Below are 17,520 nucleotides of genomic sequence, written 5' to 3'. Positions count from 1 at the left end.
TATTCTGTCCTCTTTCCGGTTATCTGTAGATTCGTTTCTTGATAGCATTGTAAATTCCTGCTGTCTTTTCGTTATGGGAAATCCATGTCCGGAGAGGCGCCAGCGTAACAGCCAGGAGAAAGCGGTACTTCCTGATCTGTCCTTTTGACATATACCGCTCTGCGGCAATTCTGTGCTCTCTCTCAGAACGTTTCCGGTTTTCCCTGGTTTCTGAAAATCCACCGCCCTCATAGTTACAGACCAGAATCTCTCCATAGGTAAATGTTACCTTTTCTCCCCGGTATCCTGCAAAGAAGCAGGCAAGAAACTGTTCATAATCCGCCCGCACAGTAAGCCCTGAGTCAAAGGGATGTTCAAGGAGCAGCTCCCTCTGATAAAAGCATGCCTGATGGCAGGGTACATTCCGGTAGCACCCAAATGCATCCATGGAAGGATTGGACGGGACGCACTGCCCTGTCAGCCGTTCAAAGATATTTCCATAATAAATACCATGCTTTGCCGGTTTTTCCAGGATCAGGCTGTGTATTTTCGAAAGCACATCCCTTTCTGCAAAAAAATCTCCGCAGTTCAGGAAATACACATACCTGCCTCTTGCTGCCTCTGCCGCCTGATTCATGGCATCATAAATGCCGCTGTCCTTCTGCTGCAGGATCCGCAGCTGCCCTTTCAGGAAATCTAACGATCCATCCGTGGATCCTCCGTCCTTCACAATAATCTCATAATCTGTAAAATCCTGTGCCTGAATGCTTGTTATTGTCTGCTCCAGCTTGCTGCCTGCATTCAGACAGACAACCAATATCGAAAAAAATGGAGTCATCTGCTCCTCCTTGTAATATCATTTCTGACAGCTGACCGGCCAGCTATCTAGTTAACATCCGACAGGATCGGCACCATTTCATGGAAGAAAAAGGTCTGGTAAGGCAGGATCCTGAATCCCGGATCTGCCGCCCGCATCATGAGCAGGGCAAAGTACAATATCCCTGCTGCCACAGCTCCCGCTGTCAGCAGCTTTCTCCACTTTTCATTTTCAATCTGCCTGATCAGTGCCGGCAGGAAGAAAATATGGGTGATCGTCAGGTAATAGCCGATTCTCGATATGATCGGCAGAAAAGAACAGCACACATACATGACAAGTGCTCCCAGATTGCAGTTGAACCAGAAATTCATCACCCGGTTCCCCTTCACTGCCTTCTTATACAGGATCAGTGACAGGATCAGGATACCAAAGCATCTTGCAATATTCACATAACTGGTTCCCCCTGACAGATACTCCGTCTCCTCATACGTCGGGTACAGAAATACCACAACCCGCAGATAAAAGTCCTGCAGAAAGAAAAAGCTGAGACAGAATACACCAGCCAGTGCAAGCTGCCATTTTTTCCAGCACCTTACCGCCAGAGGGTACAGTACCAGCACCACCAGCACCGACTTATGGAATGCAGCACCGATCAGGATCAGCACCAGAAACCTTCCATATTCCTTTTCCAGAAGATAAGGTATGGCGATCAGGGCAACCGCCAGTGCCAGGTAATACCGCACTGTACTGAAGCTCTGAAAATAATACCCAAATGCCATGAACAGGAAAAAGGAAAAGCCAAAGCTTTCCGCCTGCCTGTAAATAGCCTGTAAAAACAGAAGCACCGTAAAGAATGCAAAAATGGCAAAGACCAGCAGATAGTTTTCAAATCCGCTGATCCCGTAAATTGCTTTAGTAAGCAAATTAAAGCCAACCTCTGTGGGCACATAGGCATTGCAGTAGGTCAGATGCATGAACTCAACATATTTGGCATAATCATTTCCCACATTTAACCGGCTGGCAGCTACCGCAAACAGGATGAGGAACATAAAAAACAGACTGACAGCATTCAGAGCCTGCTGCCTCGTGATCCCACTGTTTCTTCCGTTTTCTGCCTTTTGTACTGTCAGCCCAAGAAGGACAGTCAGCACTGCCACCAGAATATATAATATCATCTTCGCTGTTTTCCTTCCGAAATTCCCTTTTTCATAAGCCTGTATGCTTCCGGCAGGGGAATCTGCCTGCACATTTCCTGTCTGTGTGCCAGAAGAAAGCGCAGGGCAAATACCCTCGCCAGCTTTCCATATAAAAAGGGATAAAGCACTCCTCTGTCCACAAAGAATTTCTCATTATAACCCTTGAACCAGGTCGATTCCCTGTATTCTTCCTCTCCAAGCTCTTCTGCTGATGTATATAAATGCAGTCTCTTCTTCAGACAGTCATGAAGAAACAGACTATCCTCCCCATTGCTGTATCTGGCACCACCACCAAACAGGAGGGAAAAGCTTACATTGCTTTTACGCAGGGCAGACAGCCTTGCTGCCACGCTGTAGGTCGGATATCTGCCATAGTTATACCAGCGGATCCGCCGCTCTCCTGCATTATGATATGTTGCCCTTCTCTCATCCACCCGGAAATTAAAGGTGATCACATCCGCATCCGGATTCTTCAGAAAGGCCTCCAGTACCTTCTTCTCATAGCCTTCGTCAAACCTGATATCTTCGTCTGAAAAAAGGACAATATCCTCCTCTGCAAACAGCAGAGCTGTATTTCTGCTGAGACCAACACCCCTCTCCTCCATGGAAAAACACCGGATCTCTCTTCCGTTTTCTTTCCATGCAGTATAGCCATGATGATCACATTGGTTCACAATCACCGCATCGGATGCTATTTTCATGGCCTCTGCCAGACTGCGGGGATCCTTTTCCACCGCTGATACCAGTAATTCCAGCTTCATTTTGGTTCTCTTTCCTTCTATCGATAATACCGGTTTACGAAATCCTCATCTGCACCAGAGATCACCATGCCAAACACAGGGCAGTCCTGATTGGAAAGGAGTGTCAGTACACGGCTTGTCCTGCGGCTCACATCCTTGCCAAAAGGGATCAGTAATACAGCCCCGCCAAGCTCCCGGATCCTCGCAAGCTCTTTTTCAGAAAGCATGCCTTCGTCAAATGCTTCTGCATGCCAAACATCCTGTGCCTGTTCCTCTTCACTCTTTGGCAGTGTCCAGGTCAGACCGCCTGCCTCTCCGTCTCCACCTACAAATTCACCCGGAACAGCATTCAGTACCAGCTCCAGATCTTCTTTTCCTTCTATGCAGTGATCATCCATGTCGATCAGACCAAAGCATTTATGCTCTGCCAGGATATAAGAAAAATCAGCCTGCAGCTCTCTGGCATAGGGCTGCAGTCCCTTCTGTTTCTTCAACAAAATGCCAAGCGGCTTACAGGAATATTTCTTCTCAATGTCCTCCTGTACATAAACCGCATCATCAAGCAGATAGAGAAATGCTGCTATCAGACAGGAGATCACAGCAAAGACCACACCGCCGATCACAGCCGCTGTCACAGTTTTGTCATCCCAGTAAACACGCACAGGATCCTCCGTACGGATCACATCGATCCTCTTCAGCTCTGCACTGTCCCTTGCATAGTCCACAAGACCCTCTTCTACAGCACTCTGGATCTCCCTGACAAATTTTTCTGTGCCGCCCTCTACCGTAATGGTCAGAAGACGGATATCAGAAAGGATCTCTGCTGTAGTAGCTTCCTGTACCTCTTTCCTGCTGTAGCCTTCCGGCACATATTCCATGATCCTGTCAAGCACCGGATCCGTATCAAGCAGATCATTCCATGTATATCCATTATAATACTGATACACCTCGCCGCTTTCGTCTATGCCAAAGCTGATATACAGCTTGGACTCTGCCGCGTAGGTGATCGGCATCCTGGTCGCTTTTATGACCTGATAACTCACACCACCGATAACTGCTCCCAGGATCGTTAACAGTAAAAGCAGCCATAGCTTTCCCTGTGAGCAAAGATAAAGTCTTTTCAGGTCCACTTCTCTTCTTCTGTAATCCTCACTCATCTTTTCCATGCTTCTCCTCCACATTCTCCTCCTGCTTCATCGCTGTTACCTGAGTGCTGTCCACTCCTTCTGTACTCTCTGCTTTGACCAGGATCTTTAGTGTCAGAAGCATCAGCTTGATATCCAGCCAGACACTGTAATTCTCTATATAAGAAAGATCCAGTTTCAGTTTATCATATGGTGTTGTATTGTATTTGCCATAAACCTGCGCATAACCGGCAAGTCCGGCTTTTACCTTCATCCTGTATACAAATTCCGGCATATCCTCCACGTACTGGCGGATGATCTCCGGCCGCTCCGGTCTTGGTCCGATAAAGGACATATCCCCTGCCAGAATGTTAAAGAGCTGTGGCAGCTCATCAATGCGGACCGCACGGATAAATTTGCCAACCGGAGTGATCCTGCTGTCATTCCTGGCTGCCAGTCTTGCCACACCATCCTTCTCGGCATCCACCCTCATACTGCGGAACTTCGTGATCTTAAACTCCCTGCCGCCAATGGTACAGCGCACCTGCCTGTACAGCACAGGACCACCATCATAGCATTTGATACAGATTGCCGTGATCAGCATGACCGGTGAAGTGATCACCACAAGGATCAGCGCACAGATAACGTCGATCAGACGCTTGGCCAGTCTCTGCTCTACCGTAAGAGCGTACTCCCTGATTAAAAGGATCGGTGTATCAAAGAGATGCAGCTGATCAGAGCCCTTTACCAGTACATCAGGGATCTTTGGCATCATGTAAACACGGATCGACTGACCATAACAGAACTTAAGCAGCCTGTTTCTGTCTTCTGTAGCAATATCCCACAGGACAACTGCCCCGTAGCCTTTTACTGCCTCTTTTTCTACTGCCTTCATGCCTTCCCGGATATTAATACATTTTGCAATATGATATTTGTCCTTTCTGGACGCAAACTTCTGCAGGATATCCTCGATCGACCGTTCTCCATAAACAAGCAGCATCTCCCGCGGTGGGAACACCCTGCGGTAAAACCAGTTGCAGATCAGGTTAAAGACAAGGGCAATCAGGAGCTGCACAAGGGTTGCTGCCAGGAAATACTTCGGTTCCAGCCACCAGCCATTCATCAGGGAGATCTGCAGATAGGTGATCACATTGACAAACAGCAGCGAAAACAGCTGGGACATAAATACATCCATGGGTTTCAGATAACCGATCTTCAGTCCGCCATAGGTACTGTCAAAGAAAAAGAGCAGCACGAAATAAATGGCAAACATAGCCAGATGTCCGTTCTGATTGAACTTCAGCCTCAGTGTAAACTTACTGATGATGGGATAATAATACTCCATCCATATATAAGCATATATGCCAGTCTGCAGCAAAAGTCCTGCAAACGAAAGCCATAATACGATAATCTTCTTTAATGATTCTAAGCGTTTCACTACATTCTTCTCCTTGCGGCACGGTATGCCCACAGCATAAAGCAGACACAGCTCTTTACAAGCGGAAGCTTCTCTTCTTTCCGGTACAGATACCAGATCCTGCGGATGGCTTCCAGTTTGTTGGATGACAGCGACTTTGCCGGTCTTCTGTAAATAACCAGTACCTCATCCAGTCCGTAGGCGGTAAATCCGTTTTTCAGAAGCTTCCACCAGAGTGCCGTATCCTCACTCTTTACAAGCGGCATGTAAACAAGTCCCTTGCCAGTCTTTTCTGTATCGATCAGCACAGTGGACGTAAAGATCACTGTTCTTGACAGTGCCTTCTCATAAGTAAGGAATTCCGGGGCATGTACGATCTTCCCCGTACCCCTTGCCTGTTCATCCCCGAATTCATACGAGGTAAATACAAATGCTGCCTGCTTTTTCTGCAGGAATTCCACTTCCCTTGTCAGCTTGTCCGGCATCCAGATATCATCTGCATCCAGGAACGCAATATATCTTCCCTGTGCTTCTGCTATCCCGGTATTTCTTGTCCTTGCAGCACCGCCGTTCTCTGTACGCCGGATCAGACGGATCTCCTTTTTCTTCTGTTCTTCAAAAGACAGCTTCTGCCCTCGTTCCCTTATATAAGCTTCGATCACTGCCCGGCTGTTGTCAACAGAACAGTCATCGATCAGCAGAAGTTCCCAGTCCTGATAGGTCTGTGCTTCTACCATGCGTATGGTTTCTTCGATATAATTTCCGGCATTATAAACCGGTACGATAATACTGACCAGATTCTGCTGCATACGCTATCGTTCCTCTTTTACAAGATAGATTGGACGATTTTTTACCTCCATATACGTCTTGGCAAGATACTCGCCGACAATTCCAAGGCAGAACAGCTGTACACCGCTGATCAGTGAAATAATACATACGAGTGATGGCCATCCGGAGGTCGGATCTCCAAAAATTACTTTCCTTATGATCGTAAAGATGATCAGCCCAAACGAAACCAGGCAGAAAGCAACTCCCATAAAAGCTGCGAATGCCAGCGGCGCAGTCGTAAAGGAGGTGATCCCTTCCAGGGAATATATAAAGAGCTTCCAGAAGGACCACTTTGTTTCTCCCTTCTTACGCTCCACATTTTCAAACTCGATCCACTTTGTCTTAAAGCCCACAAAGCCGTAAATCCCCTTGGTAAAGCGGTTGTACTCCTTCATGGAAAGGATGGCATCTGCCACCTGTCTTGTCATCAGCCTGAAGTCTCTGGCTCCATCCACGATCTCCGTCTCTGAAAAACAGTTCATCAGCCTGTAGAACAATCTGGCAAACAGTGATCTGATCGGGGGTTCTCCCTTTCTTGTCACACGTCTTGTTGCCACAGTATCATAGCCTGCTGCAATATCTTCAAACATCTGCGGCAGAAGTGACGGCGGATCCTGCAGATCTGCATCCATACATGCCACATAATCCCCCTGTGCCTTTTCAAATCCGGCATAGAGCGCTGCTTCTTTACCAAAATTCCTTGAAAAGGATACATAGTGTATCCGCGGATCCTTTTCCTGCAGCTTCCTGATCTCAGAAAGGGTTCCATCTCTGGAACCGTCATCTATATACCACAGCTCAAAGCCGATCTCATGAGCCTCAAAGTATGGTTCGTTTTTGATAAATTCCTCATAGAAATAAGGAACATTCTCTTCTTCGTTGTAACAGGGCACAATCGCACTGAGCAGCTTCAATTGTCTACCTCCTGCATTTTGATAGTTAGATTTACTATATCACACATTGAAAAATAGCACAAGAAAAGCAGCCATATGGGGCTTCTCCACATGACTGCTCTAATCGTTTTCTTTCTGTGCACTTTTTACACCGGTACGATAAATATAATCTATGTTTTTCAGGACATCCGGCATGATCTTCAGTTCGCTGTCCGGCATGACCTCAAGCAGCAATGCCACCTCATCCTGATAGATCTGCCTGCTCTGTTTCTTCAGGCTTCCGCAGACCAGCTCATCCAGTGAACAGTCCAGCGCATTGGCAATCTCTATCACTGTTTCCAGGCTTGCCTTGGTTTTGGCATTTTCCACATTACTCATATGCTGCACCGATACCTGGATCATTTCAGCAAGAGCCGCCTGTGATATATGATTTTCAGACCGTTTCCTTCTGATCCGTTTTCCCAGATCCTCATAGTTGACTGTCACTGTTTCACCACCGTTCAGCATTGTAATACAGTCACTATTCTATCCAAACCGTCCCTTCTTTAAAATCAACCATGCAAATAGTTTATTTCTATAATTTAATCCCTTGGGAAGTTTTTGTCGAGCCAGATCCTTACCTCCAGCAGGTCTTTGCAGATCTTATAGGCAAGCTCCTTCATCTCCTCTGTCACCGGCATCATATCCGGCACCATTACAGGCGTTGCCCCGGCACGGCTGGCTGCCCGGATCCCATTATGGGAATCTTCTATGATAATGGCTTCCTGCGGCTTCACAGCAAGCTTTTCACATGCCATCAGGAAAATATCCGGCTCTGGCTTGCTTTTCTTAAGCATATCCCCACAGGTCAGGTTATCAAAATACGGCATCAGTCCCGCATCCCGGATCTCCTGCGTCACAGTAGCCTCCTTGGTCGAAGAAGCCAGTCCCACGATCCATCCCTTTTCCTTCAGATAAGGAAGCAGCTCTGTCACACCCTTCTTCATCGGCAGCCTGCCTCCATCATACCTTGAATGAAAGAGTCTTGAATTTTCTGCCCGGCATTCCTCATAGGTCAGGCCATTTTCCCCATAAAGGCTGTAAAAGATCTTAGCTGACCCTGCTTCATTGACACCCCTTGACAGATCACAGTATCTTTCAATGCCTGTCAGTCCGAATTTCTTCGCTGTCTCCTCCCAGCAGGCCAGACTCAGCCGCTCTGAATCAAAAATCACTCCATCCATGTCAAAAATCACTGCTTTGTATTTCATATACATTTCCTCAAACATTTCCTCAAATTCTTTTATTGAACATCTGCTCTGTTTTCGCTACTATAGAATAAGAGATTACCCGTATCTTCGCAAGTGGCAAGTTCAATTTTCTTGTCAAAAGTCATAGAAAAGAAAGGATATCCTATGTACGAATGCCCAAACTGTGGCGGTAATCTGAAATTCAGCATTGAAGATCAGCTGATGAAATGTGATTACTGCCAGACAACCTTTGATCCGTATTCCCTGAAAAAGGAAAATGACGCAGAAGAACTCTTTGCCTTTGAAGCAACTATTTTCACCTGTCCGCAGTGCGGCGGAGAGATCCTGAGTACCGATAATTCTGCAGCAGAATTCTGCAGCTTCTGTGGCGCTTCTACCATTTTGTCCGGCCGGCTTTCCAATGAAAAGCGGCCTGTACGCATCATTCCCTTTAAAATTACGGAGGATTCCTGTAAAAAGGCTTATCTTGGCCGGATGCGCCGTGCCCTTTTCGCTCCAAAGGAGCTGAAGCAGGAAAAAGCGCTGAACCAGTTCCGCGGCATATACATTCCCTATTACTGCTATCATGTAGTACAGAAGGGAGCTGCGCAGCTCAAAGGAAAAAAACAATATCGCAAGGGCAGCTATGATTACACCGATCATTACCGTCTCACAGGCGATATCGATGCCTCCTACAGCCATCTTTCCTTTGATGCCTCAGCTACTCTTGACGATACTATCAGCAGACAGATCGCTCCTTATCAGCCCTGTGACGAAAAGCAGTTTACCCCCGCCTTTTTAAGCGGTTTCTATGCAGATATTTCTGATATCAGGGAAACTGTTTATATCGAAGACGCCAAGCAGATCGCCAACACTGCCAGCATGAAGCGGATCAGGGAGATGAAGCCCTTCAAAGGCCTTCACCCGGATCCCGGCATTACACTCTCCAGTCAGAATACCTCTCTCTGCACGAAAACAAAACGCCCGGAAGCTCTTATGTATCCTGTCTGGTTCATGTCCTACCGGCATAAAGACCGTGTGGCCTATGCCACCGTCAACGGACAGACCGGGAAGATCTCAGCAGATATTCCGATTGATCCGGTGAAATACCTGATCAGCACACTGCTTCTTGCAGTTCTGCTTTTCCTCCTGTTAAATCCAGTACTTATCCTGACACCGACCGGGCTTCTGATACTGTCTGCCCTTCTGTCTGTGGTCACCTTTATCCTGTTCTGGCTGGAAACCCGTAAGATCTACCGCCGTGAAACAAGGCTTGACGATAAAGGCTACCAGGAGCTTGCCGCCAGACAGATGAAAAAAAAGTCAAGGAAAAAAACAAAGAAAGCAACCTTTACCATGACCTTCGGGGAATTCTGGACTTACAGTAAAGCTCCTGTTTTCGGCACGCAGCTTCCCGGGTTCCTTGGTTCCCTGTTTGCCCTTGTGATCGCCATTATCGTTCTTATGATAGATCCGGTATCCGATATCTGGTACTATGGCGGCTGCTTCCTTACTTTCCTGTGCACACTGTTTACCATGGCAGCCATTCTGCTGAAATATAATACACTGGCTACAAGGCCTCTTCCGCAATTTGCCCGAAAGGGGGATGACGCATGAAATACCTGATCTGCTATATTGAAAATATCACAAAACACGTTTCCCAAAAGCTCCTGAAAGCTGTAACAATGGCGGTTCTTTTATCTCTACTGGCTGCCGGTCTTCTGCCTGCCGGCACTGTATCGGCAGAAGAATCTGCATCCTTCTCCTGGTATAATCCGGAAACCGGCTACGACATCCTGATCGAGGATGACGCAGCTCTTCTGACTACAGAAGAAAAGAATCTTCTCGCCGATACCATGGAGCGTGTCAGCTATTATGGCAATGTGGCCTTCAAAAGCATTGACTATAATCCACAGTCAACCTCCTCCTACGCCCGTTCCTATTTCCACGAAACATTTGGCAGCGGCGTGGTGAATGGTACCCTGTTTCTGATCGATATGGATAACCGCGAGCTGTACATATTCAGTGATGGTGATGTTTACAGGACAGTTACGACCTCTTATGCCAACGTTATAACCGATAATATATACACCTACGCTTCAGATGGAGACTACTTCACCTGCGCAGACAATGCCTTCGACCAGATCGCATCTCTGCTTGAGGGACAGAAAATTGCCATGCCCATGAAATATATCAGCAATGCCCTGCTGGCTCTTCTTCTTTCTGCCCTGCTGAATTACTTCCTGGTAAGCTTTCTTTCCCGCAGCCGAAAATGCTCTGATGAAGAGCTTCTTTCTGCCGGTCAGGCCTCCTTTGCCTTCCGCAATGCAGCTGCCAAAAAAACAACCACTACCAAGGTTTATAACCCTTCCAGCAGCGGCAGCGGTGGAGGAAGCTCAGGTGGCGGTGGCGGAGGAGGAAGCTCAGGCGGCGGTGGCGGACACAGCTTCTGATCCTCCTGTTCTCCTATACGGTATCAATCAGGCTGCTGCTTATTTAATTTTCTTAAAAAAATTTCGTCAAGCCTCTTGCATAACCTTCAGTCTTGTGTTAGTATCATATTGTACTTATTAAAGATTATTAAATAAGTTTAAATAGAGGAGGTATCAAGACTATGAAAATTGCAGTTATCGGCGGAGGAAGCAGCTACACACCTGAATTAATGGAAGGCATCATCAATCACAAGGATTCCCTTCCTGTCACAGAGGTCGTCCTGATCGATATTCCTGAAGGCCAGGAAAAGGTTTCCATTAACACAGCCTTTGCAAAGCGTATGGCAGAGAAGGCCGGACTTCCCATTTCTGTCCGTTACACACTCGACAGGAGAGAGGGTCTTAAGGACGCTTCCTTTGTTATCGCGCAGATCCGTGTAGGTGGTCTGGATGCCAGGGAAAAGGATGAGCGGATCCCGCTTAAATATGATGTGATCGGTCAGGAGACAACCGGCCCCGGTGGGTTCTTCAAAGCACTCCGTACCATTCCCGTCATGCTCTCCATCTGCCGCGATATGGAAGAGGTCTGTAAGGATGCATGGCTTATCAACTTCACCAATCCATCCGGTATCATTACAGAAGCGATTCTGAAGAATACCAAGGTAAAATGTATCGGACTTTGCAACGTATCCATCAATATGCGTTATGACGCAGCAGAACGTCTTTCCGTTTCCCCTGACGAGCTTGACTGCCGCTTCATCGGCCTGAACCACTTAAGCGTCATGAACCACGCTTATTATCAGGGCAAAGACAGGATCCTGGATGCTGTCAGCGTTGAAAACACAGAAAGTGTTGTAAAGAATATTCAGAAGGATGCGGAAATGGATGCTGTAGCTAAGGAGCTTGGCTGCCTTCTTTCTCCTTATATGCAGTATTTTTACACCGAAAAGGAAGCTCTCCAGCATGAAAAAATGGAAGCGATCGGTCTTACCGGCACAAGGGCAGCTCAGGTAAAGGAGGTGGAAAAGAACCTCTTTGAATGCTATAAGGATATAAACCTCAGGGAAAAGCCTGCCGCACTGGCAAAGCGTGGCGGCGCAAGGTATTCCATGGCTGCCATCTGCCTGATCGACAGTATCTACAATGATACAAACGATGTCCAGGTTGTGGATGTTTTCAACAATGGAATTATCCCCCAGCTGCCTGACGATGTCGTTATCGAGGTAAACTGCCGCATCGGCAGAAACGGTGCCGCTCCCCTTGCTTCTGACGTTCCTGCTTCCGTACTTGGTCTGATCGGTCAGGTCAAGGCTTATGAAGAGTATACTATTGAAGCTGCCATAACCGGAGACAGGAACAAGGCACTCATTGCCCTGTTAAACAATCCCCTTATCCATGATGTCAGAGATGCCAAAGGTATCCTGAATGAGCTGTTAGAAGCGCACAGGGCTTACCTGCCCGCCTTCTTTCAGTAATCCGGTGAGAAAGGAGCCCTGTCATGTATGTACTTGGTATCGATGCCGGTGGAACTAAAACCCACTGTGTGATCGCAGATGAAAACGAAAACATTCTTGCCGAAGGCCTTGCCGGGGCTTCCCAGCACCAGCTGTTTGGAATCAGGCAGACAGAGGAGAACCTGCAGCTTGCGGTCTCTGCCGCCCTTAAGGAGGCAGACCTTACTCTTCAGGATCTCTCCTACGCTGTGCTTGGTATGTCAGGTGCTGATGGTGAAGATGATCTTGCCCTGTTAAATCCGGCTGCCGAAAAAGTACTGCCCGGCGTTCCCTTCCGGGTAGTGCATGATGCCTGGATCGGCATGTACTCTGCCTTAAAGGAGCCCTTTGGTGTTGTTTCCATCTGTGGAACCGGCGCCGGACATGCCGGTTGCAACAGACAGGGTGATGAGCTGACGCTCCGTAACCTGGATTACCGCCTTGGCAACTATGGCGGCGGTGGTGATCTGGTAGAAAAAGCACTGCATTATGCCTTCCGGTCTGACGAAGGGACCTATGAGAAATCAGCTCTTGAAGCAGCAGTCCCTCCCATTTTCGGTGTTTCCACGATGGAAGATGTATGCCGGCTCTTAAAGCAGAACCCTCTTTCCGACAAGGAACGCTATCAGCTTCCTATCACTGTCTTTCAGCTTGCCAACAGCGGTGACTCTGTCTGCCGTATGCTGATCCAGGATCTAGGCCATGAGGAAGGGCTCTATGCTGCTGCAGTAATCCGGAGACTTCATATGGAAAATGAACAGGTACCTGTCGTTCTGATCGGCAGTCTGTTCCACTCAGATGATCCTCTGCTTCTTGATCCCTTTATGGAAGCTGTACGCACCGCTGCCCCTGCAGCTTATCCTGTGCTCCCTACCCGGAAGCCTGTGACCGGTGCTGTCAGAATGGCTCTGTTCATCCTGCAGGACATAAAAGAAAGGAAATAAAAGCTTTGACAAGAAAAAAAGAACTGACCGGTAAACCAGCGGTCATGAAAGAAATAAATATCAGTCTGATCGTAGATGCGCTTCAGACACTCGGCTCTGCAAGCCGTGTAGAACTGTGTAATTATACAAAGATCAGCCAGCCGACCGTAAATCAGCTCATCCGTGAGCTGATGACCGACAACACCGTTCTTTCTCTTGGCAGCGCTGATTCCACCGGTGGCAGAAAGGCTGAGGTTTTTACACTGAACAGCAAGCGGTCTGCGATTGCCTGCATTACAGTGACCATGAACGGCTTCACCTGCTGTATAACAGATATGAACCTGACAGAAGAGTGTTCCTTTACCTGTAAGCATCAGGATGGTGCCTCCTACACAGAAGAGCTCTGTACAGTAATCGAAAAGCTCCTGGAAGAAGCTCCTGATACCGGTGCCATATCCATCGGCCTGCCTGGCGCTGTTTCAGAAAAAGGCACTGTATATGCCATCTCCCAGATCCCCGAATGGGAAGATCAGGACATAGGAGCTATACTGCGAAAAAGGTTTCCGCTTCCGGTTTCCGTCATCAATGACATCAACGCTACAGCTCTTGGCTATCTCAAGATAGATGAATCTGACTGTCAGAACCTGATCTATCTGCAGATAAATGGCACCGGTCTCGGTGCCGGTATTATCATCGGGCGCAGGTTATACCACGGCTTTGCAAGCTTTGCCGGAGAAGCCGGTTATATGCAGATCGGTAACAGGCAGAGCGTGGAAAGCCAGCTGCTCTGTGCTGAGGCTGATGAAAGAGCCAGTCTTCTATCCCAGATCGTGATCAATATAATCTGTCTTCTCAACCCGGATAAAATAGTTATTGGCGGTGCAGAGATCACAGATCAGTTTATGTCCATTATTGAGGCAGCCTGTAAAAAGGCTCTTCCCCCTTCTGTACTTCCAGTCCTTTCCGGAACCTCTTCTTCTACAGAATGTTACCAGAAGGGACTGGCTGACAGAGGATTTTCCCTGCTTGACAAGGGTGTCCATCTTCTGAAATAAGCAGGACACCAATCGGTGCTATGAGCAGCCGGCAGAAAATTCCTGTAATCTGGTTCTGTTATTTAACAGTTACAGATGTGATGTGAGGATTTACACCCTCATACCAGTAAAGAAAGCCTTCCATATCCACAGTATCACCAACCTTCAGGTTCTTTACGGTCTGATATACTTCCGTTGTATTATCGCAAAGATAGGATTCTATGGTAAAGGTATAGGTCTGTCCATTGTAGGATACCTGGAAATAAAGATCATCCCCATCACTGCCTGAGCCATCCCAGCTGTACAGGAAAGCTGCGCCATCACCGGAATCCTCTACTGTCATTCCCTTGAAGGCTACAAACTCATTCTGATGACCAATCAGTTCATCTGTGCCAAGCAGAGAAGTTACATCTTCTGCCTCTGCTACATAGCTGCCATCCTCGATCTCAAATACAGCATCAGTCACCTCTACTTCACCGGACCACTCAGATTTGTAACCGGTCACCTTGATCTTGGTTCCGGGAACCAGCTTTTCATAATCCTCCTCGGAGCATGCCATATTGTAAAGGAAGTAAGCGCCATCCTTATCCTGAGAATAAACAGTTGCCTGATCATCCCACCAGGACTGCTTTGCCTGCACATAGGTTTCAATTACCACTTCACTGTCAAGCGGTGCTGCCATGTACTCTTCATAGGTCATAACACCTTCTGACTTCTCATCTGTTCCTGCATCCTTGCTGCCACAGCCTGCCAGCGCAAATACCATAGCTGCTGCAAGAAGCACTGCCAAATACTTTTTCATATTTTCCTCCATTCTGAAGCCTCATAAGAAATTTTATCATCAGCGGGCTTCAATCCTCTGTCATTGTAATGAAATTTTAACTATAAATCAATCTTTTTTGTGATTTTCCCTGTATTTTTTAATTATTTGCAGACTGAAGATAAGCAGCAGAATCACCCATACTGTGATCAGGCTTCCCAGAAGAAGCTTCGCTGTCACAGGAAGCGGACCAAGCTCCTCCTTCTCACCGGTCGCTGTACTTCCCCTCTTCAGCCTGTACAGGGAGGTCACATCACTGTACAGCTTACTGATATAGGCATCATCCACCGTTTCTCCCCTTCTTACCGACTTTACCGTACTCTCTATAAGCTGGCCTGCCCCGTCACGCAGGGAAGCCGATCCGTTGAATACCGGTGTCACAAAGGTATCATCAAGATGTGCCATCAGCAGCTCTGACGCTTTGATCTTTACTTCATAATGGACATTATTGTCCTCTCCGATCCTGGCAAGATAATCCTGATATTCTTCCGACTGCTGTGCCCTAGTAGTTACCGGAAGATACCCTTCCGTTTCTGCATAGGCTGTCTGCACCTCATCTGACAGAAGATACTGGGTAAACAGCCAGGAAGCCAGCACCTCCTGCGGATCTGCCTTGTTAAAAATACAGACAGACGGTCCCTGGGAGATCATCTTAGGGTTCCCGGGATCAAACTGGGGCACCATCATTACCTCTGTTTCAAAAGAAACCAGCTTATCCTCACTGATATCGCAAAGCGGTGCATCCGTTCCCATCCAGGTTGCCCCTGCTGTGGAGTCCACAGCGAAAATACACTGTCCGGCATTCAGGAAATTGGCGGGATAGCTGGAAATCTTAAAGGTAGAAAATGCCTTGGTTTCAGCATGCCCTGCAATTGTCTTCAGCAGCTCTGCCGTAGTATCATTGAATATCTCAATATTCCCTGCTTCATCCGAATAGCCTGCACCCTTCTGATACAGCATCTGGATCATCATATTGTCTGTGGACTTATACAGGAACGGGATCATGACATTCTGTCCATTTACCTTGAAATTTCCGTCTGCATCCTTTTCCATGGCCGCTTCGGAAACCTCCCATATAAAATCCCAGGTCAATGTTTCCGGCAGCGTGTAGCCCAGCTTTTCCACATAGGTTTTATTCACATAGCAGGCTTCTGTGGAGCGCATGTAAGGAAGTGCATAATAATGATCATCAAAGCTGCATTCCTTCAGGAACTGTGGAACGATCTCCTCTTCCTTCACAGAATCAAACCTTACCTGATCTCCCCCAAGTCCATAGGAAGCATCTGCAAACAGATCATCTAACGGTACCACCACATTTGTACCTGTCAGATAGGTGGCGATATGATCCGGATAGGTGATGCAGACATTCGGTGTGGTTCCTGTGGAAATATTCGTAATCACATCATTATAAATATCACCGTAATTCGTATAAAGCCGTAAGTTTACCCGGATATTCGGATATATCCCTTCAAAGTCCGTAATGGCCTTCTGATAAATGGCTGTCTGGGTTTTATTGGTATCATTTTTAGCCCAGAAGGTGATCTCATAGTTCCTTGCTTCATCAAAGCTTTCCGGAACAGCAAAGGCTGAAAGCCCCTTTGATCCATGGCAGCCTGTCAGAAAAAGTACTGCACAGGCCACTCCGGCAGACACTGCTGCCAGTTTTCTTTTTCGGTCTTCCCGGCCTCTCTGCAGCCGGTTCTTCCATGCTCTCATCCCTTGGTTCCTCCCTGGGATACCCCACTCATGATCTTTTCCCGGAAAATCAGAAACAGTACGATCAATGGCAATGATATGATCACTACTGCTGCCATCATGGCCGGTATATTTTCTCTTCCAAAGCCGTTCTCACGGATCTCCTGAATACCATTTGACACCAGATAATACCTTTCATTGTCTGTGATCAGCCTTGGCCATACATAGGAGTTCCAGCATTCGATCACCTTCAGGATCCCTACTGTGACCAGCGTTGGTCTGCAGATGGGGATCATGACCCTCCACAGATATTTCAGGTCAGAGGTTCCGTCCACCTTGGCCGCATAATAAAGAGAATCCGGTACCTGCGCAAAATTTTCCTTCAACAAATATATGTAGAACACACTGGTTACCGACGGCAGGATCAGACCTGCAAAGGTATTTCTCAGATTTAAGCTTGTGACCGTAGCAAAGTTCGTGATGATCACCAGCTCATTCGGGATCATCATCAGAGAAAGAAACAGTGTAAAGATCAGATTCTTTCCCTTAAATTCCAGTCTGGCAAAGGCGTAGGCTGCCAGCGTAATAACCACCAGCATCAGCGCTGTCGTGATCACTGTAAAGATCAGCGTATTCAGCAGATATCTGCCAAGCGGCACACTGGTAAAGGCATCCGCATAATTCTTCAGCGTAGGTGACAGGGTAAAAAACCTTGGGATATATTCGGAATTATATTCTCCGTACCCTTTTACGGAGGTCAGCAGCATCCAGTAAAAAGGAAAGCATACCAGTACTGCCCATATCGTCAGCAGGATATACAGGATCGTTTGTGACAGCCGTTTCCTGTTCCTTGCCCTTTTTTCAATTACTTCATAATCTGTATTAGGTTCCATGCTCTTT

17 protein-coding genes are annotated in these 17,520 nt (G+C 47.3%); 5 read left to right on the top strand and 12 right to left on the bottom strand.

All coding sequences use genetic code 11. The features are described 5' to 3' along the window. Positions 1–19 precede the first annotated feature (19 nt). The 9 genes from OCV77_RS09810 to OCV77_RS09770 form a co-directional block, all read right to left on the bottom strand. On the bottom strand, positions 20–817 hold the full coding sequence (locus OCV77_RS09810; RefSeq protein ID WP_262574907.1) for a glycosyltransferase: 798 nt from the start codon (positions 815–817) through the stop codon (positions 20–22). 47 nt (positions 818–864) lie between these two features. Next, the gene (locus OCV77_RS09805) at positions 865–1,971 is read right to left on the bottom strand and encodes an EpsG family protein (RefSeq protein WP_262574906.1); all 1,107 of its coding nucleotides are present in this window, start codon (positions 1,969–1,971) and stop codon (positions 865–867) included. After that, the gene (locus tag OCV77_RS09800; RefSeq protein ID WP_262574905.1) at positions 1,968–2,753 is read right to left on the bottom strand and encodes a glycosyltransferase family A protein; all 786 of its coding nucleotides are present in this window, start codon (positions 2,751–2,753) and stop codon (positions 1,968–1,970) included. The genes OCV77_RS09805 and OCV77_RS09800 overlap by 4 nt, the downstream gene beginning before the upstream one ends. A 17-nt stretch (positions 2,754–2,770) precedes the next feature. Then, a complete protein-coding gene (locus tag OCV77_RS09795; RefSeq protein WP_262574904.1) occupies positions 2,771–3,898 on the bottom strand; it encodes a YveK family protein in 1,128 nt (375 codons plus the stop codon). Further along, positions 3,882–5,294: a sugar transferase gene (locus OCV77_RS09790; protein WP_262574902.1), complete on the bottom strand. Its 1,413-nt coding sequence runs from the start codon at positions 5,292–5,294 to the stop codon at positions 3,882–3,884. Before OCV77_RS09790 ends, OCV77_RS09795 begins: the two co-directional genes overlap by 17 nt. Next, a complete protein-coding gene (locus tag OCV77_RS09785) occupies positions 5,294–6,082 on the bottom strand; it encodes a glycosyltransferase family 2 protein (RefSeq protein WP_262574901.1) in 789 nt (262 codons plus the stop codon). The genes OCV77_RS09790 and OCV77_RS09785 overlap by 1 nt, the downstream gene beginning before the upstream one ends. A gap of 3 nt (positions 6,083–6,085) precedes the next feature. Beyond that, complete coding sequence (locus OCV77_RS09780; RefSeq protein WP_262574899.1) at positions 6,086–7,015, bottom strand: glycosyltransferase family 2 protein; 930 nt, start codon at positions 7,013–7,015, stop codon at positions 6,086–6,088. A 99-nt stretch (positions 7,016–7,114) separates the two neighbouring features. Further along, complete coding sequence (locus OCV77_RS09775; protein WP_118798012.1) at positions 7,115–7,501, bottom strand: helix-turn-helix domain-containing protein; 387 nt, start codon at positions 7,499–7,501, stop codon at positions 7,115–7,117. A gap of 74 nt (positions 7,502–7,575) precedes the next feature. Next, a complete protein-coding gene (locus OCV77_RS09770) occupies positions 7,576–8,244 on the bottom strand; it encodes an HAD family hydrolase (protein WP_262574897.1) in 669 nt (222 codons plus the stop codon). A 144-nt stretch (positions 8,245–8,388) separates the two neighbouring features. Between OCV77_RS09770 and OCV77_RS09765 the strand changes: the two genes are divergently transcribed. The 5 genes from OCV77_RS09765 to OCV77_RS09745 all read left to right on the top strand — a co-directional run bounded on the left by OCV77_RS09765 (position 8,389) and on the right by OCV77_RS09745 (position 14,126). Then, complete coding sequence (locus OCV77_RS09765) at positions 8,389–9,840, top strand: TFIIB-type zinc ribbon-containing protein (RefSeq protein ID WP_262574896.1); 1,452 nt, start codon at positions 8,389–8,391, stop codon at positions 9,838–9,840. Next, complete coding sequence (locus tag OCV77_RS09760; RefSeq protein ID WP_262574894.1) at positions 9,837–10,676, top strand: TPM domain-containing protein; 840 nt, start codon at positions 9,837–9,839, stop codon at positions 10,674–10,676. The genes OCV77_RS09765 and OCV77_RS09760 overlap by 4 nt, the downstream gene beginning before the upstream one ends. 161 nt (positions 10,677–10,837) lie before the next feature. After that, positions 10,838–12,130 carry a 6-phospho-beta-glucosidase gene (locus tag OCV77_RS09755; protein WP_317246629.1) on the top strand — a complete coding sequence of 431 codons (1,293 nt, stop codon included), beginning with the start codon at positions 10,838–10,840 and terminating at the stop codon, positions 12,128–12,130. Between the two features lie 23 nt (positions 12,131–12,153). Then, the gene (locus tag OCV77_RS09750; protein WP_262574893.1) at positions 12,154–13,092 is read left to right on the top strand and encodes a BadF/BadG/BcrA/BcrD ATPase family protein; all 939 of its coding nucleotides are present in this window, start codon (positions 12,154–12,156) and stop codon (positions 13,090–13,092) included. 5 nt (positions 13,093–13,097) lie between these two features. Further along, positions 13,098–14,126, top strand: a complete 1,029-nt coding sequence (locus OCV77_RS09745) for an ROK family protein (RefSeq protein WP_262574892.1) — start codon at positions 13,098–13,100, stop codon at positions 14,124–14,126. Between the two features lie 58 nt (positions 14,127–14,184). On the opposite strand, the gene OCV77_RS09740 is transcribed toward OCV77_RS09745, so the two are convergent. From OCV77_RS09740 to OCV77_RS09730, 3 genes are all read right to left on the bottom strand, one after another. After that, positions 14,185–14,907, bottom strand: coding sequence for a YgdI/YgdR family lipoprotein (locus OCV77_RS09740; RefSeq protein WP_262574891.1), 723 nt, complete (start codon positions 14,905–14,907; stop codon positions 14,185–14,187). A gap of 87 nt (positions 14,908–14,994) precedes the next feature. Further along, positions 14,995–16,641 carry an ABC transporter substrate-binding protein gene (locus OCV77_RS09735; RefSeq protein ID WP_262574890.1) on the bottom strand — a complete coding sequence of 549 codons (1,647 nt, stop codon included), beginning with the start codon at positions 16,639–16,641 and terminating at the stop codon, positions 14,995–14,997. Beyond that, on the bottom strand, positions 16,638–17,513 hold the full coding sequence (locus OCV77_RS09730; RefSeq protein ID WP_262574889.1) for a carbohydrate ABC transporter permease: 876 nt from the start codon (positions 17,511–17,513) through the stop codon (positions 16,638–16,640). Before OCV77_RS09730 ends, OCV77_RS09735 begins: the two co-directional genes overlap by 4 nt. Between the last annotated feature and the right edge of the window lie 7 nt (positions 17,514–17,520).

The sequence above is a fragment of the Suilimivivens aceti genome, assembly GCF_025567405.1.
Lineage (GTDB): Bacteria > Bacillota > Clostridia > Lachnospirales > Lachnospiraceae > Suilimivivens > Suilimivivens aceti.
Note: the sequence above shows the minus strand (reverse complement) of the source record. Positions and strands in the feature narration are given on the sequence as shown.